Annotated in this window: 16 protein-coding genes; all 16 read right to left on the bottom strand. The window is 36.9% G+C overall.

The features are described from left to right. Window positions 1-278: 278 nt before the first annotated feature. Window positions 279-3,038: a VWA domain-containing protein gene (locus tag NSQ92_RS06750; protein WP_341152498.1), complete on the bottom strand. Its 2,760-nt coding sequence runs from the start codon at window positions 3,036-3,038 to the stop codon at window positions 279-281. Continuing rightward, on the bottom strand, window positions 3,022-4,794 hold the full coding sequence (locus tag NSQ92_RS06745) for a vWA domain-containing protein (RefSeq protein ID WP_341152497.1): 1,773 nt from the start codon (window positions 4,792-4,794) through the stop codon (window positions 3,022-3,024). The genes NSQ92_RS06750 and NSQ92_RS06745 overlap by 17 nt, the downstream gene beginning before the upstream one ends. Before the next feature lie 34 nt (window positions 4,795-4,828). After that, window positions 4,829-5,689, bottom strand: coding sequence for a DUF58 domain-containing protein (locus tag NSQ92_RS06740; protein WP_047939976.1), 861 nt, complete (start codon window positions 5,687-5,689; stop codon window positions 4,829-4,831). Beyond that, window positions 5,686-6,696, bottom strand: coding sequence for an AAA family ATPase (locus NSQ92_RS06735; protein ID WP_061796720.1), 1,011 nt, complete (start codon window positions 6,694-6,696; stop codon window positions 5,686-5,688). Before NSQ92_RS06735 ends, NSQ92_RS06740 begins: the two co-directional genes overlap by 4 nt. An 8-nt stretch (window positions 6,697-6,704) precedes the next feature. Next, window positions 6,705-8,264, bottom strand: coding sequence for a hypothetical protein (locus NSQ92_RS06730; protein ID WP_341152496.1), 1,560 nt, complete (start codon window positions 8,262-8,264; stop codon window positions 6,705-6,707). 7 nt (window positions 8,265-8,271) lie between these two features. After that, window positions 8,272-9,117, bottom strand: a complete 846-nt coding sequence (locus NSQ92_RS06725) for an ABC transporter permease (protein ID WP_095319945.1) — start codon at window positions 9,115-9,117, stop codon at window positions 8,272-8,274. Continuing rightward, the gene (locus NSQ92_RS06720; protein WP_095257560.1) at window positions 9,114-10,046 is read right to left on the bottom strand and encodes an ABC transporter ATP-binding protein; all 933 of its coding nucleotides are present in this window, start codon (window positions 10,044-10,046) and stop codon (window positions 9,114-9,116) included. Before NSQ92_RS06720 ends, NSQ92_RS06725 begins: the two co-directional genes overlap by 4 nt. Next, window positions 10,043-12,388 carry a hypothetical protein gene (locus NSQ92_RS06715; RefSeq protein ID WP_341152495.1) on the bottom strand — a complete coding sequence of 782 codons (2,346 nt, stop codon included), beginning with the start codon at window positions 12,386-12,388 and terminating at the stop codon, window positions 10,043-10,045. Before NSQ92_RS06715 ends, NSQ92_RS06720 begins: the two co-directional genes overlap by 4 nt. A gap of 365 nt (window positions 12,389-12,753) precedes the next feature. After that, window positions 12,754-13,020: a hypothetical protein gene (locus NSQ92_RS06710; RefSeq protein ID WP_061796729.1), complete on the bottom strand. Its 267-nt coding sequence runs from the start codon at window positions 13,018-13,020 to the stop codon at window positions 12,754-12,756. A gap of 141 nt (window positions 13,021-13,161) precedes the next feature. Continuing rightward, window positions 13,162-14,151, bottom strand: coding sequence for a signal recognition particle-docking protein FtsY (ftsY, locus tag NSQ92_RS06705; RefSeq protein ID WP_047939970.1), 990 nt, complete (start codon window positions 14,149-14,151; stop codon window positions 13,162-13,164). A gap of 165 nt (window positions 14,152-14,316) precedes the next feature. After that, window positions 14,317-17,886, bottom strand: coding sequence for a chromosome segregation protein SMC (gene smc / locus NSQ92_RS06700; protein WP_095257562.1), 3,570 nt, complete (start codon window positions 17,884-17,886; stop codon window positions 14,317-14,319). Between the two features lie 64 nt (window positions 17,887-17,950). Continuing rightward, window positions 17,951-18,691, bottom strand: a complete 741-nt coding sequence (rnc, locus tag NSQ92_RS06695) for a ribonuclease III (protein WP_047939968.1) — start codon at window positions 18,689-18,691, stop codon at window positions 17,951-17,953. Window positions 18,692-19,118: 427 nt separating this feature from the next. Then, the gene (locus NSQ92_RS06690; protein ID WP_016201082.1) at window positions 19,119-19,349 is read right to left on the bottom strand and encodes an acyl carrier protein; all 231 of its coding nucleotides are present in this window, start codon (window positions 19,347-19,349) and stop codon (window positions 19,119-19,121) included. A gap of 114 nt (window positions 19,350-19,463) precedes the next feature. After that, the gene (gene fabG, locus NSQ92_RS06685) at window positions 19,464-20,207 is read right to left on the bottom strand and encodes a 3-oxoacyl-[acyl-carrier-protein] reductase (protein WP_047939967.1); all 744 of its coding nucleotides are present in this window, start codon (window positions 20,205-20,207) and stop codon (window positions 19,464-19,466) included. Then, window positions 20,208-21,152 (bottom strand): ACP S-malonyltransferase, encoded by a 945-nt coding sequence (gene fabD / locus NSQ92_RS06680; RefSeq protein ID WP_047939966.1) that lies wholly within the window; start codon window positions 21,150-21,152, stop codon window positions 20,208-20,210. It lies immediately after the preceding gene. 58 nt (window positions 21,153-21,210) lie between these two features. Continuing rightward, window positions 21,211-22,200 carry a phosphate acyltransferase PlsX gene (plsX, locus tag NSQ92_RS06675; protein ID WP_047940269.1) on the bottom strand — a complete coding sequence of 330 codons (990 nt, stop codon included), beginning with the start codon at window positions 22,198-22,200 and terminating at the stop codon, window positions 21,211-21,213. Window positions 22,201-22,216: the final 16 nt, after the last annotated feature.

Raw genomic sequence — 22,216 nt, 5'->3', positions numbered from 1 at the left:
AACTCCAAATAAACTATAGTAGTTTGTTGCTCATGTCTCTCTCCTTTTTTTGACCATTTCCTCTATTCCAAAATATTACAATATTAGTTTATTATACCCTAGAATTAAAAGAATCTAAATTAAGTTTGTAACATTGTAGTTAAGGAATTTACACATTATTTCGGACTTGACTTCTTGCCCCTTGCTCGGTCACAGATGGTACTTCTCTATTACCTTTTCCACCTCAAAAAACTGCAGACAATCAATAAAGTTTGTCTGCAGTTTCATACCAATCTGATTCATCGCTTTTTCTTCCGCTTCATTTGTAATAATTGTTCCAAATGATTTTCGCTGTCTACCTTTTCCGTCTTTATCTTCTCTCGCGGTTTTTCTTGCTTTTGTTTCGGTTCTCTGCTTGAAACATCTTTCTTTAAAGCAACTGGTCTTTCTTTAGGTGCTGCACTTTTTTTCTTCTCTATAGAAGATACTCGATTATTTTGACGCTTACCTCTTTTTCTCTTTTCAAAGACAGGGAAAAATTTCACTGGTAATCCAAGTCTTCTAATAGCAATTTCGAAAAATAGAAGCAGGAAGCTAATCAGCAGCAAGATTTCAGTAATTTCCTGCTTTTGTTTAACTGGATCCTTTAACGGACGAAACGCTTGTGATTCTTTCTCCAGCTGAGATCCGTTAGTTATCGCCAGAAGCTCAGCAAGCTTTTCTTTATTTGCTCCGGTAATTAAATATTCGTCTGAATAGGGAACGGTAAATCCTGATTGGTAAACAGTAACGTTTCCGTCCTCATCTGTTTGTTTAACATGAATAAAATAAAGACCTGGATCATCGTCAACATCCACTTCATATTTTCCTGGAGCAATCATTTTTGTATTTCCTTCCACCGTATCTCCTCTTTCGGAAATAATGGTTGTTTCAATCGGAAGCATCGATAAATGATCAGCGGTTATCGATAGATAGGTTCGGTCTTTCGCTTTTTCAACGGATAAAGAATATGCTTCCGAATCGTACTGTGGCAGGGTATTTGCGACCATTTTTGTCATAAAACTACTCCATTGGTTCCAACGCGCCCAATCTCCTGCCCACATACCATTTACATCAGAAGTGAAAGCTATTGCCTTACCTAAACCGTATTGCCATTCCGCTAGAACAGGATCTTTTTTTGTACTCTCAATTGGAACGGTGCTTTCTGATTTTGGCGTTGTTGCGATATAGGCATTCATTTTTGGTACCCCTTTACTAAACAAGGAATCCCATCCGTAGCCAGACTTTATTTGAGGATAAAACGGATTATCCTCAATATAAGTTCTTGTCGCCATAACAGTTTCTCTTGATAGAATCGAAGGAATTACCGAAGAATCCTGTACATCATAAAAACGTCCAGCTCCCATTTCCGCTAATTCTTCTAATAAATTCCGATCTGCATCCGCCCCCAAAGCCACTGTTGAAATTGTAACGTTTTTCTTGCTGCCATTATTAATTAACTCTTCATAATTATTATTCGTTGCAGATTGTCCATCTGTTAGCAAAATAATATGTTTTCTTTTTACATCTAAATCACTGATTTGCTCATAGGCTTCCAGTAATGACCCATAAATTTCGGTTCCGCCGCCAACTGGGACAGAACGAATCTTATCTACAACTTCCTCTTTATTTTTCAAAGGTTCAGGTTCTACAATAACCCACGGTTTATCATCAAAAGCTATAAATCCTAATGTATCAGTCTCTTGAAGCAATTCTACAGTCCGAGCTGCTGCTTCTTTTGCTAACGAAAATTTCGATCCGTCCATACTTCCCGAACGGTCCAAAACAATCATTAATGCCAGTGAGGGCATTTCCTTTTTCCCTTTTATATCCATATCTACAGGCAATAATTTTTCGATAGGGGTTTGGAAATATCCTCCTAACCCGAAACTGTTTTCTCCACCCGTCATGAGAAAACCGACGCCAAAGTCTTTAACGCTTTTTTCAATAAGACTCATTTGCTTTTCCGTAATATCTGTTGCTGCAATATTATTAAAAATAATCGACTGATAGTTTAAATAGCCAGAAAGCACAGTAGGAAGCTGAATAGAGGAACGAACCTCTACTTTATACCCAGCAGCTTCTAATGCTTGAACAAATGCTTCATTGGGACTATTTTGCACTACTAAAATTTTCGGAATGGTTTTAACCATATTGACAACCTGAAGCTTGTTATTTTCAGCATAGGCATCATTCATAAGTTCAACTTCTGCTTTATATGTTACCAAGCCAGTCTGTTTTACAGGAAACTGAATAGGGATTACATTTGTACCTTCTTTCACTTTGATAGACTTTGAGACAATTTTATGATTATTTTCATAAAAATGAAGTAATCCCGTTTTCGCCTTATTACTTTCAATTGTTACAGAAACATTTGCTTGTTCCCCTTCAAATAAAGTGGACGGCACTTCTACATCTGTAACAGCAGTATCTTCATATAAAGAGGGCTCAAGCAGCACAGTGTCTAATTCAATGGAGCGGTTTTTTAATAATTTTGCCGCTTCAGTAAGATTTCCCATCGTTTCGTTCCCGTCGGTAAACAGTATAATCCTACCGCCGCTATTATTGGAAAAAACACTGCTGGCAAGGTTAAGCGCCCCTTCAATATTTGTGTGGTCTTTGCCTAACTCCTCATTCCATTTCGGAAAACGAAGTTCATCTTTGCCCATCATTTGCTCTATAGTTGTTTTTTCTCCGAAGGAAAGAACACTATAGAGATCTTTTTCTTTTTTATATCGCAAGCTTTTTTCCAGCCATTCAAGCTGCTGCTCTCCTGCCTCTTGTACACTTGCACTGCGATCCATCAGAAAAACAACTTGGTTTTCTTTTTGTGGCAGAACTATTTGTGGAATGGCAAGCGCAAGAATTAATAGAGAAAAAATCAAGCTTCTTAAAAAGAGAATAACTTGTCTTTCTTTTCTATTTGACATCATCCTTGATTGTTTCCAGTACCGATAAAGAAGAAAGACAATAGGAAGAGAAATTAATAGAATGAATGGGTATTTAAACTCTATCTGCACGTCGATACACCTCCCATTCCATACATAAAATGATCAGCGCAAGCAAGCATAAAATATACCATAACCAATCATTCTGCGTTTTTGTCATTTCATTGCCTATTAGTTTATCTTCATTTAGAACAAACGACTTTTGCGTAGCAGTCGTCTTCTCTCGATCATCTAGATTTACTGAAAAATAAAGAATTTCAGAGCCATTTGTCAATTGATAAACACCAGGCAGCTTTGGTGCTTGGAAACCATCATCCAATGAGAAGGTTCTCACTAATTGGTCGCTTTCATTATAAATATCCCACTCTGTTTCTTTGCTTGTTAAATGAATGGTCCGCGATTCTAATGGCTGAAAATCACCAACATAATTGGATTGAGAAGAAAGCCATTGATACATATTATATAAAAAGATCGGAAAACTTGGATGTAATGGCCAATCACTATCTTTTAAGTCAAATTGAATAGCTATAGCGGGCTGATTATTCCATTCACCTTTTTGAATTAACGGCAGTTCTCCACTTTTAACAATGGGTTTCATCGTTTTCATTGTCTGCTTCGTTGCACTTGCGATAAAAACATCCTTCATATCGACATGTAAAAGTAGTTCATCCTCACTTGTTTCTATCACTGTTTGCACTTCTTCTTTTTTTCCACCTGTAAAGAAGAAAACAAATGGGCCTTCGATATGTTCGGGTAACGCAGAACCAGATAATAGGAAAATACCATCCTGTTTTGTGAGAAAATCTTCTTTATTCTCCATTTGGATAACTTGAAGACCGATCGCCTCAAATCCTTTTACCAAAAAAGGATTCATTTCATTATCAGTATACATAGTTGTTGCCTGTTTATTTAATACAGCGGTTTGCATATTATCAACTAAAAAATCATCTGTTACATTAAGTTGGGCACTGTAATAAGATTTCTCAGGAAGATCGTTTATCGCAATTACTTTTCTTTCCTTTGGCTCTAATTCAATATCTTGTTGATAAAGCACTGTTTTTTCACTTTCAACTTGAAAAGGTATTGTTTTTTGGGAATCTGTTTGGTTTTCCACCATCGCAATTCCCGCTATTTTATCGGCATTTTTTGATACTCCAAAAGATAAAATTGAAACATTTTCTGCTTTTTCCTGCTCTTGATTATGTACTTTTACATAAAAAGAATCGATATTTTTTATTCTTTCCTTCTCTACCCCATCCGAAAAAATATGAATGGCCGTTTTACCCTCTTTCGCTAGACTTGCCGTCAGCTCTGTTGCACTTTGCCAGTCTTCATGTGTATAGGAAAGTTCTAGCCCTTTGATTGCGGCACTTATTTTATCTCGCTCTGACTCATTATGCAGAAGTATTTGAGGACGATCATTTACCTCTAAAATCGTAACGGCTTGATTTTTCTGAAGACCTTTCATCATTTCGAGTGCTTCTTTTTTACTATCTTCTAAACGGTTAGAGCTACTACCATTCGCGGCCATCGAAGCCGAGGTATCAAATAAGAATATGATTTGCTCCCCTTTCATCGTTACTTTAGCAAAATATGGTCCTACTAATGCAAACATCAAGAGTAGCAAGCATAGAAGCTGCAGCCAGAATAGAACATTATTTTGCCATTTATGAAACCAGGAGGATGCCCTCATTTCCTTAAGAACTTCCTCCCAAAGTAAATTGGAGGGGATAGTTTGTTTTGTATATTTTTTGCGAAAAAAATATATTAGGATGAATAATCCAATAAAAATTAGCAGCAAAAAATAATAGGGTTGTGCTAAATGCATTTTGTCTCTCCTTTTGGCTCGTAATGAAAAAGAATTATTGAACCAATCCAGCAAACGCCAGTTCTCGTAAAATAATCGTTTGGATATCCAGTTTATCGCTGATTTGGCAATAACGGATACCATTTGTAGCACAAAGAACTTCTAGTTCTTGATTATGCTGATCGAGTCTTTTTCTATAAAGTGTTTTAATCGAGCTATTTAGACTTACATCCACGGTTTTTCCATTTTCACTATCGACTAATTGTATGTCACCAGATAGATTCGGATGAATCTCGCTCTCACTTAGTAATTGAATCAGCCATATTTGCTGATTGCGGTATTTTAATCGTTTAAAACTTTCCTCAAATAATGGCAAAGCCTCTAAACCGTCTGTTATCAAAATAATCATTTGTGTCGGCGCTTTTATAGAACTGCTTAATGATTGTGTGAAGCTTTCATTAATCGTCTGCTCCTTTACATCAACAATCTCATAAAAGGTTCGTTTATTATGAACTGAACCTTTGCGATGAAAGGAATGCTTTGTAGAAACAACAGAAAAACTCAGTCTATCTTCATGGGATAATGTGATATAAGCTAAGCTTGCTGCTAATTCTCTTGCTAGCTCCCACTTGGAAGGTATTTGTTTCATTGAGGCAGTCCCATCAAGGAAGATACTAACTGATATCTCCTTTTCATCTTGAAATCTTTTAATATATGGCTTATTAGTTCGGCCATATACATTCCAATCGATTTGGCGAATATCATCACCAGGATGATAGATTTTATAATCAGCAAAATCCAAGGAGGTTCCGTGAATATGAGATTTTCTTCGACCATTCTGCATTCCTGCACCCTTCGTCGAAACTTGCAGTCTTTTTCGGTTCATTCTTGCTAATAAGGAATGATAGTTCTTCATCGTCCCTTCCCTGCTTCAATGCGTAATGTTTTTTCCAAAATATCTTCCATAATTTGATCAGTCGTAATGCCCGCAATTTCCCCTTCAAAATTAAGCAAAATTCGATGTCTAAACACTGGTAGTGCCGCATAACGCAAATCTGCCATGGAGACATGCAATCTTCCAGAAGCTAATGCTCTTGCTTTTGCCATGTTTACTAAGGACTGCAGTCCCCTCGGACCGCTCCCTGCCTGAATATACTTATTTCCTAATTCTGTCGCATCCTCCGAACCAGGATGAGTGGCAGAAACAATATTGACAGCAATATCTAAAATATCATCCGCAACGAGAATTTGTTTGACAAGACTTTGTAAATGAAGAATATCCTCTACAGAGGCAACACGCGTTAATACAGTTGACTCCGTTCCAGTAGTCTTTTTAATAATGGCTTTTAGTTCTTCTTTTGACGGATAAGTAACATGCAATTTACATAGAAACCGATCTAACTGAGCTTCCGGCAATGGATAAGTTCCCTCCATATCAAGGGGATTTTGTGTTGCCAATACAAAAAATGGCGCTGCTAATTTTTTCGTTTCCCCCATAATGGTGACTGTTTTCTCCCCCATCGCTTCCAATAAAGCACTTTGCGTTTTCGGTGTTGCACGGTTAATTTCATCTGCAAGAACAATATGCTTAAATAAAGGTCCTTCATGAAAATGAAATTGTTGTTTTCCTTTATTATCAGGCTGCAGCACCATCGTACCAGTAATATCTGCTGGCATTAAATCTGGCGTAAACTGAATTCGCGCGAAGGATAAGTCCATGACTTCCGAAATAGTGCGAATCATCATCGTCTTTCCAAGACCTGGAAGTCCTTCTAAAAGTACATGTCCACCTGCCAGCATACTCCAAAGTACCTCATCAGTAATTTTTTCCTGTCCGACAATGAATTTGCCAATCTCCTCTTTCACCTTTTTAAGCAAAGCCTCTGCTTGGATAAAATCCTGTTCCACTAGTTCTTTTTCCATCTTTTCCCCTACTTTTCATTTGGTTTGATATCAGTAAAATAGTTCTTTACAATATTTTCTAAGTCATTTGGCAATTTATATCTTGAAGTACTTTCCCTGTAAGAAGCTTCATATTCTGAAAATACCTGTTCATACGGACGAATATTCCCTTTTAGAACGGGACCTTCCCCTTCTGTCATCTGACCTTGCTTGCCATTGCCTAATTTACCTGAATCCACTTCGACATTATCTTTTCCATCTGTTTTTTCCGGTACTGTTAATAATTCTCTGCTTCCGCTTCCGAATCCAGCTCCTGGGCCATTCCCATTCCCTGATCCACCAGCACCATTGCCTGAACCGGAGCCATTTCCTGAGCCTGATCCTGATCCATTGCTATTACCTGCACCATTACCCGAGCTGGAAGAACCATTATTTCCATTTGTTGAGTTGCCCTTATCATTCTGCCCTTGCTGACTACTGGTAGTTGTTTCTCCTGAAGAAGTTGTTTCATTATTACTTGAGCCATTGGCAACCGTACGAGACTTAGGGATTGTTATTCCATTTGCTAGACTTTCATCCTCCAGCTTTTTCCCTACCTGGTCAAGTTCTGCTTGCACAGTTTCTATTTGTTGCAGCAATTCCTCATTATTCAGCAATTCATCCATTTGTTTTAATAGCTGTTGAAGCTGTTCTTCTGATAATTGCTTATTTGCACCTGTCAATTGATTGAGAGCATCTTTTTGTTGATCTGTTAATTGTTTATATTGTTCGTTTGCTTTTTGTAATTCTTTCTGTACTCCTTCCTTATCTTTCCCTGAGATAGCCTTAGCGAGAGATTTCAAACCTGCCTCATTCAGCATGGATTCTGTCTGTTGGCGTTCCTTGCTTTTCTCTTGAATCTTTCTCTTTTGCAGTTGGAGCTCTTTCGCCTGTTTTTCCAATTCTGCAAAGGTTTTTTCGACCGTGTCCTTCTTTTCTAATTGCTTTTGGATTTGTTTTAGCTCTTTTCTCACCTGTTTATCTGTTTCTTTTTTTATCGCTTTTTCTAATTCCTTTTCCGCTTTAGCGATTGTTTTTATCTCATTCTCTTTTTTCTTGGCAGCTTCCATATTCGCTGATGGAAAAAACTGTAACAATAGACAAATGATGAAACATACCATTCCTGAAAGAATAAATTTCGGATAAATATATCTTTTCTTTCGGCTTAATACAGCTAGTTGTTTCTCTGTCATTTGCGCTATCGCTTGCTTTACAACTACTTGTTCGACCGCACCTTCACTATGTAGATAGGAAAAGGCCGTCGTTGCATAATCATCGGCAACAAACTGATTATATAGTTTTACCGCTTGTTTTTCTGTTGGCCATTTTCTCCATAAACGGAGGAGAGAAATGGAAACACCAAGACCCAGCACGGCGAAGAGATAGTATAACAAAAAAGGCAGAATAAAAAGATACGCCATTATGGAAAGGAGGAGAAATCCTCCTCCTATAAGTGCTAGTAATAGGCATAGCTCTTTTGCAAGCAACTCTCTCACAATAGATTTTCTTACTGGTTTGAGCAATTCCTTATACTGCTGAAGATTTTCCATAGACTTATCAACTTCCCTTTTTCATATTGGCACGTAAATTACGAACACTAATTGTTAGTGACAGTGCAATCACAATACAATAAGTAATAAGGTGGGCAGCCCAAATCGGAAACTTAATGCCTGTCAATTCTTTAATTTGTTCCGAAACAGTTGGTTCAAATATATCTGCAAGCACAATACCAGGATTAAACATGGCACTAAAGTATACAGATGGAACTTTTGCCGGAGTCGCAGAAGCATGAATATTCGCTATTTGAAAAAGGATAAGAGAAATAACTGCCGTTCCAGCCACAATAAATAACGCAACACTATAGGTTGTCACCATACTAACAATTGTTTTGCGTATGAGGGTTGAAAATAAAACACCAAAGCTGCCAATGACAAGCATCGTAAATAAGCTGAAGAAAAATACTTGTGTTAACTGCGTTGGCGAAATCCCACCATATAAAAACACAAAACTATATATCGGAAGACTTGCTAAAATTAATAGTACTAAGTACGAAATGGACGAAAGCAATTTGCCGAGAATAATCGTAAAGCTGCTTTGGGTGGTTGTTAAAAGAATACTTAAGGTTTGTCTTTCCCTTTCACTACTAATCACCCCACCTGTCAGTCCTGGTGTAATAAATAAAACTAATCCTAATTGAACAAACGCCAAAAACATAAACATCAAGCGACTTTCCTGTGGTTTAAAAAATCCATTTGGGCTCGAGGTTCTGAGTACATACATTAAAGCAACCATCAGCAAGGTAAGTGCAAGCAGATAAAACAGAATTCCGACAAATGTTTTTCCTGAACGAAAACGTAGCTTTAGCTCTTTATTTAATACTGGATTCATGAAATAAGCTTTCAAGAGAATTCAACCTCCTTTGTAATCTCCATAAAGACATCCTCTAAATTGCTCTCCATCTCTGAAAAACTAATAATCGGAATTTCTTTTTGAATCGCTGTTTTTAATAATTCTAGCTGCTCTTTATCTCCACCTTTAAAGAGGAACTGAACTGCTTTGCCATCTTCCAGCACTTCTATCTTTGTAATTCGTGGACTTTCTTCCAAAAATGCAATCGTTTTTTGTACATCAAATGTTTTGACATTAATGATTTTTTCACTCTGTAATTGCTGTTGAATAGCTGAAACCGTTCCTTGCGCTACTAATTTTCCTTGATCCAAAATACCAATGACATCACACATTTCTGCTAGTTCTGGCAAGATATGTGAAGAAATCAGAATGGTCTTTCCCATATTCTTTAATTCTTTTAAAATCTCCCGCATTTCTATTCGTGCACGTGGATCCAATCCAGATGCAGGCTCATCTAGAATAAGAACTGCTGGATCATGAATTAAACTTCTGGCAAGACAAAGTCTCTGTTTCATCCCTCGCGACAAAAGATCAACATATTCTTTTCTCTTATGAGAAAGATTTACTAGCTCTAACAGCTGCGGAATTAACTTTTCTCTTTGTGCAGCTGAAATTCCATAGCTAGCACCATAAAAATCTAAGTATTCTTCTGCTTTTAACTGATCATAAACACCAAAGAAATCAGGCATATACCCTAACTGTTTTCTAACCTCTTTCGGCTGTTTGATAATATCTGCACCATTTATCGTTGCTGTTCCAGAAGTAGGTGCTAATAAGGTAGCAAGAATGGAGAAGGTCGTAGATTTACCAGCTCCGTTCTGGCCGACAAACCCAAACACACATCCAGCTTCAATTTGTAAATCTAATGGTTCAAGTGCTGTAAACTTTCCATACTTCTTGGAAAGACCTTTAATTTCTATCATTCTTTTATCTCTCCTTTCACCTTAACAGTTGGCAATTGCATGTATGGGTCTCCATTTGTTGCTTTATTCACCTTCAGCGTAATTTTTCTATTTTCATCCAAATAGTTGGCAATCTTTTGTTTCTCCAATTTGAAAAGATTTTTTACTTCTTCATAATTTCCTGTGCGTTTATTATAAATACTGTATTTCACACCTGGAGTTCCGCTTGCTTGTATCGTAATAGATTCAAAAGCAATCAAGCTATCTTCATAAGATTTCGGAATTCCAAGTGTATAGAGATACTCCCCATCTTCTAACGTAAAATCATTTTCTTGGAAATTCTGATTATAGACAGTTCCTTTAATTACTGCTAGTTTCTGGTACATATCTCCTTCATTCAAGGTAAAAGGCCCAGGAAAATTATTGGCTATTGTAAGAGGCTCCATTATTAAATTAGTGCTGTTCTTTGTTACCTTTCCACTTGTTAAACCAACCTTGATGATATCCTCATTTGTAATTCCAATTAATAATGGATCTCCAGTTGTCACAGTCTGAAAATACTCCGTATTCAACACCAAGCCTGAAGCAACTAATTCTCTATATTCATTTAAATCATTTCCATTGTAATCATAAACATAGGAACCTTGATTCGAATCAGATGGTTTAGAAAAATACTTATGCTTACGAGAAACCTTAATTTTTTTTGTTTCTCCAGCAGCAAGAGAACCTAATTCGATTTTTTCCGTTCCCGACCATATAAATAGGTTGGAGAAATCATATGGAAAATGATTTGTTATGGAACCAGTAATCTCTTTTTCTGTTGTTTCAAACTTATGACTGAATCCACCTTCTACTGGGATACTGGACTTGCCGTACATAGTACGACTGGACCAATACTCTACATCCGGAAAAATCACTTCATTCTTTTTAATTTTTTCCTTTGTAACGGCCTTCGTTTGTAATTCTCCATATCCAGTAAAAGGAATAGGAGTATACAAATTTTTATCATACATAAATGTAAAATCACCAGATTTATTCGATAAAAGAGTTGTAGCTTGATATCCAGATAAATAGTTATTGCTATATTGATAGACACCCATTTCATTAAATTGCGGATTTCTTATTTTATCCTTTGCACCCGTTAGGAACACCGCAATCGATAAAAGAATCGATAAGCTCGGTATAATCCACCAAGCATGCTCCCGTTTGTCGATTCTTTTTAACACAACGTATAAAATCGGCACAATAACAAGCAAATAACCTGTCAAAATAATTAATAATATACTAGTGGAAATAGTGGAGCTCTCGAAATATTCATTTGCTTGCACAAAACTATTATAGAGATCACCAATTGGGTTACTGTTATATTGAGAATTATTGGCATGCTGCGAACTTTCAGCTAATAGTATTTTTTCTATCCAACTATTAAATCCGGACCAGCCAAGAAAACTGGAATCACTAAGTGAAAAGGAAGCTTGAATAATTTTTCCTTCACCGAGCTCCTTTTTCGCAATAATCGGCTGGTCATTATGTAAAACAATTGCTTCTGCGCCCTCTATTAAGGTAGATTGATAACCATCTATTTTCGCTTGCTGTTTATTTTTTGTGTCTAGAACCGTCAAGGAAAAAGGTTCTTTTTTGCCAAGTGCTAGCGGCATCGATGTTTCTAAATGACCGTATGCTTGCTTTCCATTTGGTTGTGCACCAGTAATCAAAATACCTCCATTTTCAATCCATTTTTTTATTGCTTGCTGCTGCTCATCCGTTAATTCACTCAGTGAAAATTGATCAACCAGCAGATAGCTCATTGTTTCAAGCGCTAATGCCTGATCAGGTATTTCTTCTTTGATCATTTCCGTTGTATAAATGGAATTACTAGGCAGCTTTCTTAAATCTTTAAATTTATCATATTGATCAGTAAGAATACCTAAAGTCTGTTCAGGGATAAGATTTACCCTTACTTCTTTTACTCCAGTAAAAGTTACTTCATCTCCATTCTGCCAGCTTCCGCGATATAATTTCATCTTTTTGTTAGCATAATCTGTATCAGAAGAAATCCCAGGGATTGTGACCATATAGGTCTTCTTACTATTTGCCGGGATATCGACAGAAACTAATGTTTGTCCTCCAGCTTCATAGCTTGGAGAATAGGGAATTAATAAATCTCCTTTAAAGTCTTCTCCTGTATTTTCCATTGTAACTTTTAATTGAAATCCTCTTCCATCCATTACCTTACCAGCTAATCCAGCTTCTGTTGTGATTTTTATTGTGTCAGTAGAAGCAGCATTTGCTTCTTTGACAATAAAAGTAGTGGCCAAGAACAAGATAAAACATATAATTATCACTTTCTTTACTTTTCGCAAACTATGTTTCCCCCATTTTCTATTTTTTGGTTCTAATTAATAAACGATTGACAGTTGTTTCCTCCCTACAGTAAATGACAAAAATATTATAATGTAATTTTACACTAATACAAACTTTTTATACATATATATTTTTGAATATTACAAAATAAATGTCTCTCCTTCATTAGACGAAGAGACTGTTGCAAATGTTTTATGTATTAGAAACTATTTTTGGGAAGCATTTAAAAAAACTTCTGTAACCTTTTAACAGAAGTTTGATTTTAATATTGTTCTATAATTATCGGTGCTAGTATTTTTTTGTAAAATACTCATTTCGCCTTCATTCAATCTTTAAAGGCAATTCAACTAACTTTGAACACAAGCTAGTTTAAATGGAAAAGGATAAGGATACTAGTTGGTATTGCTATTAGAATGGCACCAATTATTTTCATGCGCAGGCCAGATAAGCTGCTTAAAAAAAGATTTTCCTCTTCTAGCGTAAGGAAATTTTCTCCTTCTGCTCCTTTCAATTTTTTGGCTGGTAAGGAATCACCTAGTTGAGCATAAGCATGATGTTGAACAAGATGACCTTTTACTGTTAAGACAACGCCTCCAATAAGAATAAGCAATACAACGCTTTGAATAATCAAACGTTTTCCCTCCAAAAAAAGATATTACTTTTATTATTATTCTTATCCTTATTTTTATTACGTTTTTGCAATAATTTAACATTCAGTTAAAAAAAGATGTCGTAAGTTTCCTTTACGACATCTTTCCAACCTAACTCTCTTTTACTCTTCACTTTGCTCTACTAAGTTTGAAAATAAACCATAGACATATTTTTCTGGATCGAAGCTTTGGAGATCGTCCATTTTTTCACCTAATCCAACAAATTTAACTGGAATATGTAGTTCGTTTCGAATTGCTAACACAATTCCACCTTTTGCTGTTCCATCTAATTTTGTTAGTACAATGCCACTTACATTTGTTGTTTCTTTAAATGTTTTAGCCTGTACTAAAGCATTTTGCCCAGTTGTGGCATCTAGCACGAGTAAAACTTCATGTGGTGCACCTGGGACCTCTCGTTCAATTACTCGCTTAACTTTTTCTAATTCCTTCATTAAATTCACTTTATTCTGCAATCTTCCAGCTGTATCACAAAGAAGAATATCTGCTTGACGAGACTTAGCAGCCTGTACAGCATCAAACATAACTGCTGCTGGATCAGAGCCTTCTGTATGTTTAATGACATCCACACCGACACGCTCTCCCCATACTTCCAACTGTTCGATTGCTCCAGCACGGAAGGTATCACCTGCAGCAAGCAAAACTTTTTTCCCTTCCTCTTTATACTTATGAGCAAGCTTACCAATTGTCGTAGTTTTCCCTACTCCATTTACGCCAACAAACAAGATCACAGTTAAGCCTTCTGCTTGCATATTAATCGTAGAGGATTGGTCTTCCCCATTCTGATAAATAGCAACTAACTTTTCGGAAATTACATCTTGTACTTCTTTTGGATCTTGAATATTTTTTCTTTTCACTTCTTTTTTTAGCTCATCAATTAGTTCCATGACTGTTTCGAAACCAACATCTGCTCCAATTAAGATTTCTTCCAGCTCTTCGAAGAAATCTTCGTCTACTTTTCGATAACGTGACACAAGTTCATTTACTTTTTCGGAAAAGTTATTTCTTGTTTTCGATAAGCCTTCTTTAAACTTCTCCGTTACGGTTGTAGTCTGCTGAGACATTTTTTCTTTTAACTTTTTAAAAAAGCTCATTATTATCCCTTCTTTCATTACAAAATATGGTTATGTACATGTAAACTGCTTTTCGTAAACATTAAAAGTTTCCAAGGCCGCTATCTTGACAGAGCAACAGGCCTCGGAAGTGAAATTAGAAATGTTTATTAAAGCGAATTAAGCTTCTAACTAACTATAAAAAAATTATCCATTTGCAACTAATTCCTTTGTTTCACTTAATCGAACGGAAACTAGCTTTGAAACGCCTGACTCTTGCATAGTTACCCCATAAAGAACATCTGCTTCTTCCATTGTCCCTTTGCGGTGAGTAATGACAATAAATTGTGTTTCATGGCTATAACGTTTTAAATAGGAACTAAATCGGAATACATTTGCTTCATCCAATGCCGCTTCCACCTCATCCAAAATACAGAAAGGAACTGGTCTTACTTTTAGAATGGAGAATAATAAAGCGATTGCTGTTAGCGCTCTTTCTCCCCCAGATAAAAGACTTAAATTTTGAAGTTTTTTCCCTGGTGGCTGGGCTACAATCTCTACTCCTGTATTTAAAAGATCTTCTGGATTTGTTAATACTAAATCAGCACTTCCTCCACCAAATAAACTTTGGAATACCGTTTCAAAATGAGCCTTTATCCCTTCAAATGTCTGCTCAAATCGATTTTTCATTTCCTCATCCATTTCATCGATTACTTGGTAAAGGGTATCCTTCGCTTCTTCTAAATCTGTTTTTTGTTCGAGCAGGAATTCGTATCTTTCCGAGATTCGCTCATATTCCTCTATGGCCCCAAGATTTACAGTTCCTAGTTCTTCCATAGCTAATTTAATGAGCTTTACCTTTTTACGGGCTTCTTCAACTTCTAATGTTAAAGGATAATCAAGCTTAGCCCCTTCATACGTTAATAAATATTCCTCGCGTAGATTCGTTAATCGTGTATCTAATTCCACGTCTACACGGTTTAATTTAACTTCTTCATCCTTTAGTGCTTGAACAATCCCTCTATGAAGCCTGCGCTGCTCCTTTGTTTCCAGCTCCAGCTCTTCTAAGCGCATTTGTTTTTGCAATCTTTCCTCTCTGCGTAAAGAAATAAGCTGGATCGTTTCTTGTTTTTCTTGCAGTTTTTGTTCTGCTGCTTCTTCTAATGTCGCTTCCCCTGAATGAGAATTACTCATTTCAGAAGAAAGCAAGCGTAAGTCCTCTTTGACAAGCTCCCACTTTTCTTCTGTTGATTCATGTTCTTGAATGATAGCTGCTAACTTGTCCTTTTCATGGCGGAGCTGTTCCTTTTTAGCTGCCGACTGAATTCGTAAATCACTAATTGTATTTACGACTGATTCTTTGGAAACTGTTTGTTTATTTTTTTGCTCGGTAACTAAAGCAATCTCTTTATCTAATTCAGATAACTTTTTACTTTGCTGTTCCAGTTTTTCTTGCAAAACAGTTCTTCTTTGCTGCAGAAGCTCTTGCTCTTGATGTGAATCGGCCTTATTGCGGTCATATAGAGACAATTTATCATTCATTGCTCTTTCTTCGAATTCCACCTCTTTTAAGTCATCTTTCCATGTCTGAATTTGGAAACGAAGATCTTCCACCTTTAAGCGCGCTTCTTCTATCGATGATTCTTCTGCTTGCAATGCTGCTTTTCCTTTTTTCAGCTGTTCCTCAAGCTTTAAAGATGTTTTATCCATTTCAAAAATCTTTTTCTTAAGCTCTTCTAATTCTCCTTTTCTGGTGATGATTGAAGCTTGTTTCTGCTTCATCGCTCCACCAGTCATCGACCCACCAGGATTAACTATCTCCCCTTCTAACGTTACAAAACGGGAACGATATTGAAGAATTTTCGCCATCTCATTGGCGCCCTTTAAATCCTTCGTAATCACAACATTTCCTAATAAACTACGGATAATTTCCCGATATTGACTGTCATAATTAATCAAATCTGCAGCAACCCCAATAAAGGATGGATGCCCTTGAATTAATCGTAGTTGGGAATCAGCAAGCGTTTTTCCCTTAATAACATTCATTGGTAAAAACGTAGCTCGTCCAAACCCATTCTTCTTTAAAAAAGCGATTGCTTCCCGTCCATTTTGTTCTGTTTCCACCACAATATGCTGCATCGATCCACCTAATGCAATCTCTAAGCTCACACTATATTCCTTTGGTACTTGCATTAATTCTGCAACTGCACCTCTAATCCCTTGTAAGGATTTCCCTCTAGCTTTAAGTACTTCCTTTACTCCGTGGAAAAATCCAGAATAGTCATCTTCTAATTCCTCAAGCATTTCTTTACGTGATTTCGCCTGCTGTGCATATTGATAAGATTGATAAAGCGCCTTCTCTACTTGTTGAACCTTTGCTTCTATTCCTTGAAAATGACTTTGCTTTTCCTGCCAGTGTTTAGACCATTTCTCCAGTTCATCAGATAGTTCCTTCAATTTCTCCGTAAACTTAGTCTTTTTTTCTTGAATTTGCATACGCTCATTTGTGAAGTTAGCATTTTCTTCATCAAGCTGCGACGTCCTTTTTTCATGATTTTCTAGTTGTTGAATAACCGAATTCAATTCATTTTTTGCCGCTGCTTGATTACTCACTATCTCAATATAGTCGCTTTTTAGCATCTCAATTTTTTCTTCTAGGTTCTCATTAAAAAGAGCAAGATTTTTTTCATTAGCTTTTAAAGTTTCTTCAATCGCTTTCGACTCTGCTTGCAATTCATGAACAAGCTTTTCTTGCGTTTCTTTTTGCAGCACAAGAGTTTCTACTCTTTCTTGCAGCTCCACCTTGCTCTTTTCAAGCTGATCACGATTTTGTGTTGCATTCTTCTTTCGTTCTTTTAATACTTCTTTTCGACCTTCTAATTTTTCTAATTCTTCACTCACTAAAAGAAGTACTTGTTGAAGATCATCAATCGATTCATCTAAAGCGGCTACTTCATTTTTCACTTCCTCCATCTTCGCTTCCTTATTTTGCAGCATAGAGGATAGCTTTAACTCTTCTTGTTTATATGTTTCTAATTGCTTTGAAATAGCTTCAAATCGCTCATGCGCTTCTTCAATATCATGAACCATTAAGGCCACTTCAATCGATTCAAGATTCTCTCGATGATGTAAATATTCCTTAGCCATTGAGCTTTGAATCTTTAGTGGCTCAACCTGACTTTCTAATTCATGTAATATGTCATTTACACGGTTTAGGTTATCTTGTGTTTCTACAAGCTTTCCTTCTGCCTTTTTCTTACGAGTTTTATATTTCAATACGCCTGCTGCTTCTTCGAAGATAGACCGGCGATCCTCTGCCTTACTATTTAAGATTTCTTCGACTTTTCCCTGACTAATAATCGAAAATGCTTCGCGCCCAAGCCCTGAGTCCATAAATAAATCAATAATATCTTTTAGACGACAAGATTGTTTATTAATTAAAAATTCACTATCTCCTGATCGATATACACGCCTCGTTACACTTACTTCATGGAAATCCAATGGCAGGAAATGATCTTCATTTTCTAAAGTTAACGTCACTTCTGCAAAGTTAACCGCTTTTCTTGAGTCACTACCTGAAAAGATAACATCCTCCATCTTACTTCCACGCAAGGACTTTGCAGATTGTTCTCCAAGTACCCAACGAATTGCATCCGTAATATTACTCTTCCCACTTCCGTTTGGTCCTACTACTGCCGTCACACCTGGCACAAAATCGACAGAAATCCGATCTGCAAATGACTTAAAACCGATAACATCTAACCGTTTTAAGAACATGACCTCACCCCGATTCTTCCTTGTTTTCCTCTAGTTGTTTTTCTTCGTTCGTTTTTTTGAGCATTTAGTTTTCACTTTCCGCCTTTAGCATTAATAATGATTTTTGGGCAGCTTGCTGCTCTGCTTCTTTCTTGGAACGACCCATACCTGTTCCAAGTTCTCGATTATTTAAAAAGACTTGTGAAATAAACTCTCTATTGTGTGCGGGTCCTTTTTCAAGCAATATTTTATACTCAATTGTTCCAACAGCATCTCTTTGTACATATTCTTGTAGTTGACTTTTAAAATCCATCACATGAGAAAAAGCACCGTTATTAATTTTCGGGAAAATAACTTCCTCTAAAAATGCTACCACTGAATCCAATCCTTGGTCTAAATATAAAGCACCAATAAACGCTTCAAATACATCAGCAAGCAGCGCTGGTCTAGTTCTTCCCCCAGTCATTTCCTCTCCTTTGCCTAAGAGCACATACTTACCAAAGGAAAGTTCATTAGCAAAGGAAACAAGCGATGGTTCACACACGATTGCAGCCCGCAATTTAGTCAGCTCTCCTTCGCTCATCATCGGAAATTTGTTGAAGAGAAATTTAGATACCGTTAATTCTAGAACGGCATCCCCAAGAAATTCTAATCTTTCGTTATCTTCATGTGGTTTTCTTCGATGCTCATTCACATATGATGAATGGGTAAAAGCCTGCTTCAATAGTTTTTCATTCGTAAAATGAATCCCCAATTTTTCTTGGAGTTCCTTCATTTTTTTCTCATTTGGTCGAACAGTTCTTTTGTCTTTTCGATTGCCTCGCATTTTGCATCCACCTTAGCACTAAGTTTACAATTCATTTCAAGTTTAAGTAAAAAAGATAAAAAACGCAAAGAAACTTGGAAAGTTTTTTCTCTCCAAGCCTTTTCTATTACAGAAATCGGGCTACCACTAGGGGGCTAACCCCACTTCACATAAGAAAAACTATTTCTATCCTTTTATGCGTCAATAAACGCTGTATTTGTTATTCTTTTGAACGAATCCATATCTGTCCGTCCAATAACTCATATTTCGCCTATAATAATAAGTATTTAGTTATTAGTATACATCAAACAAACAGATATTGTCATCTATTCTTAGGGCCATTTTCATAATGGATTTTCCTGATATTTCCTCAGTCATAGAATATACATAAATCACCGCTAATATACAAAATTAAAAGCCCCGTTGCAACGGAGCTTTTAAACACTGATTAGCGATTACTTATGTAATTCACAGCATCACCAACTGTAGAAATCTTTTCAGCATCGTCGTCAGAAATTTCCATATCAAACTCATCTTCTAATTCCATAACAAGTTCAACTACATCAAGAGAGTCAGCGCCTAAATCATCTTTGAAAGAAGCCTCTAAAGTTACTTCTGATTCTTCTACGCCAAGACGATCTACAACGATTTTTGTTACACGCTCTAATACATCTGCCATTTATTTCACCTCCCCTCAAATGCATTATAGAGTATTTTAACGAAATAATAAATGAGAACTTTATCTGATGTTTATTCTCTTACTATTCGCATTTTTCCCTTTGTTTAGGAAAGATTACATATACATTCCACCATCAATATGCAATGTTTGCCCTGTAATATAGCTGCTCTCATCAGAAGCTAAAAAGACAACAGCATTAGCAATATCTTCTGGTTTACCAAATTGACCTAAGGGAATTTGCGTAAGCATGCCATTTTTCACTTCTTCTGTCAGTTTATCCGTCATATCTGTTGTAATAAATCCAGGAGCAATCGCATTTACCGTAATATTACGCTGAGCAAGTTCTTTCGCAGTTGTTTTTGTAAAACCAATCACCCCTGCTTTTGCTGCAACATAATTAGCTTGACCAGGGTTTCCTGTCACACCAACAATGGAAGTAATGTTTATTATTCTCCCTTTTCTTTGCTTCATCATTGGTCTTGTTACTGCTTTCGTGCAGAGGAACACACCTTTAAGATTGGTATTAATAACATCGTCCCACTCTGAATCCTTCATACGCATTAATAAATTATCTCTTGTAATTCCAGCATTATTCACCAAAATATCCAGACTGCCAAACGCGTCTAACACTTCTTTCATCATCGCATTTACAGCAGCACTATCGGATACATCACATTGAATGCTCATTGCTTTTCTTCCTAAAGCTTCGATTTCCTTCACTACTTCATTGGCACGATCTACACTTCCTGCATAGTTAACAACAACATCCGCACCTTGCTTTGCTAACTCAAGTGCAATCGATTTACCAATTCCTCGAGATGCTCCAGTGACAACAGCAACTTTACCAGCTAATTTCACTTACATATCCCCCTTTAATTCTTCTGCAACTTTACTACTTGTTTCCATATCGTTTACAGCATATACTTTTGCTTTTCGATCAATTTTCTTGATTAAACCGGAAAGAACTTTGCCTGGTCCAATTTCAATAAATGTATCTACTCCTAAATCAAGCATTTTGCGAACGGAATCTTCCCAAAGGACAGATGAATACAATTGCTCCACTAGCTTTGCTTTTATTTCTGCATGATCTTGAATTGGAGCTGCCGTTACATTAGCAATGACCGGAATTTTTGCATCTGTTAATTGCAATCCGTCTAATACGGAAGCAAATTTTTCCGCTGCAGGTTTCATTAACTCTGAATGGAATGGACCACTTACTTCCAGAGGGATTGCACGCTTTGCGCCTGCTTCCTTCGCTTTTTCTCCCGCTAATTCAACACCCTTTGTAGTGCCTGAGATCACAATTTGTCCAGGACAATTAAGATTAGCCAACTGTACAGAATTGCCTGCATCTGAAATCTCTTGTGTGACCGCAGTTAATTTCTCTCTTTCTAACCCTAGCACAGCGGCCATTGCTCCTTCGCCTGCTGGAACTGCTTCTTGCATATATTCTCCACGCTTGCGAACTGCAAATACAGCCTCTTCAAAAGACAGCACACCTGCTGCCACTAACGCTGAATACTCACCTAAACTATGGCCAGCAACAAAATCTGGCTGTATATTAAACTGCTTAAAGTGTTCTAAAATAGCGATGCTTGTTGTAAGTAAAGCTGGCTGTGTATTATGGGTAAGCGTAAGCTCTTCCTTTGGCCCTTCAAAAATTAAGTCTGTTAAAGAAAAGTTTAATTTTTGATCCGCTTTTTTAAATACATTTGCTGCCGGTTCAAATTGTTCAAATAAATCTTTTCCCATTCCGACTGCTTGTGAGCCTTGACCTGGAAAAACAAAAGCAATTTTACTCATTTATTTTTACTCTCCTTTTCTTCCCATTAGAAGTGGAATTCACCATATCTGTCTCAATTTATTCTACATAGCTCTCCATTGCATTCTTTATTTGAGCGACTACACCTGATTGCACAAATTCTCTAGTTTGTCTGATTGCACTAAATATCGCTTGACTATCAGACGAACCATGAGCCTTGATAACAGGGGCATTTAAACCGAATAAAGCAGCTCCGCCATACTCTGAATAATCTAACTTATTTTTAATCTGCTTTAGATTAGGCTTCAAGACGGCAGCAGCCATTTTGGAAGTAAAGCTGCTCATTAACTCGGCCTTAATCATTTTAAACATAGACATCGCTGTTCCCTCGACCGTTTTTAAAATCATATTTCCTGTAAAACCATCTGTCACAGCAACATCACATACTCCATCAAGCAAATCACGTGCTTCCACATTTCCGATGAAATGAATATTGGTGCTTTGGAGAAGTTCAAAGGTTTTCTTTGTTAACTCATTCCCCTTTTTCTCTTCTGTTCCAATGTTCAATAAGCCGACTCTTGGTTTAGCAACTCCTCTTACTTTTTCGGAATAGATGCTTCCCATCATGGCATATTGAACTAAGTTTTCAGGCTTAGCGTCTACATTTGCACCAACATCAAGTAAAAGGAAGCCTTCTCCACTGATCGTCGGCAAGGTTGGTGCTAATGCTGGACGGTCAATTCCCTCCATTCTACCAACAACGAATAATCCAGTTGCCATTAAGGCACCTGTATTTCCTGCTGATATGAACGCATCTGCTCTTCCCTCTTTTACTTCTGTAGCACCAAGGACCATACTAGCTGTTTTTTTCCGGCGTACTGCTCTTACTGGTTCATCTGTTGCTAAAATTTGCTCTTCTGTATGTAAAATATCAATTCGTTCTTTATTGGTTAGAAAAGATTGAATCTGTTTTTCATCCCCAACAAGAAGTATCTCTAGGTCTGAAAAAGTTTCAATTGCTTTTTGGGCACCAATAACTATTTCCTTCGGGGCATTGTCTCCCCCCATTGCATCCATTGCAATTTTCATCATATTGATTACTCCT

It is taken from the genome of Niallia sp. FSL M8-0099 (genome assembly GCF_038006945.1).
GTDB classification, from domain to species: Bacteria; Bacillota; Bacilli; order Bacillales; family Cytobacillaceae; genus Niallia; species Niallia circulans.
This window is presented reverse-complemented; position numbering and strand designations above follow the sequence as displayed.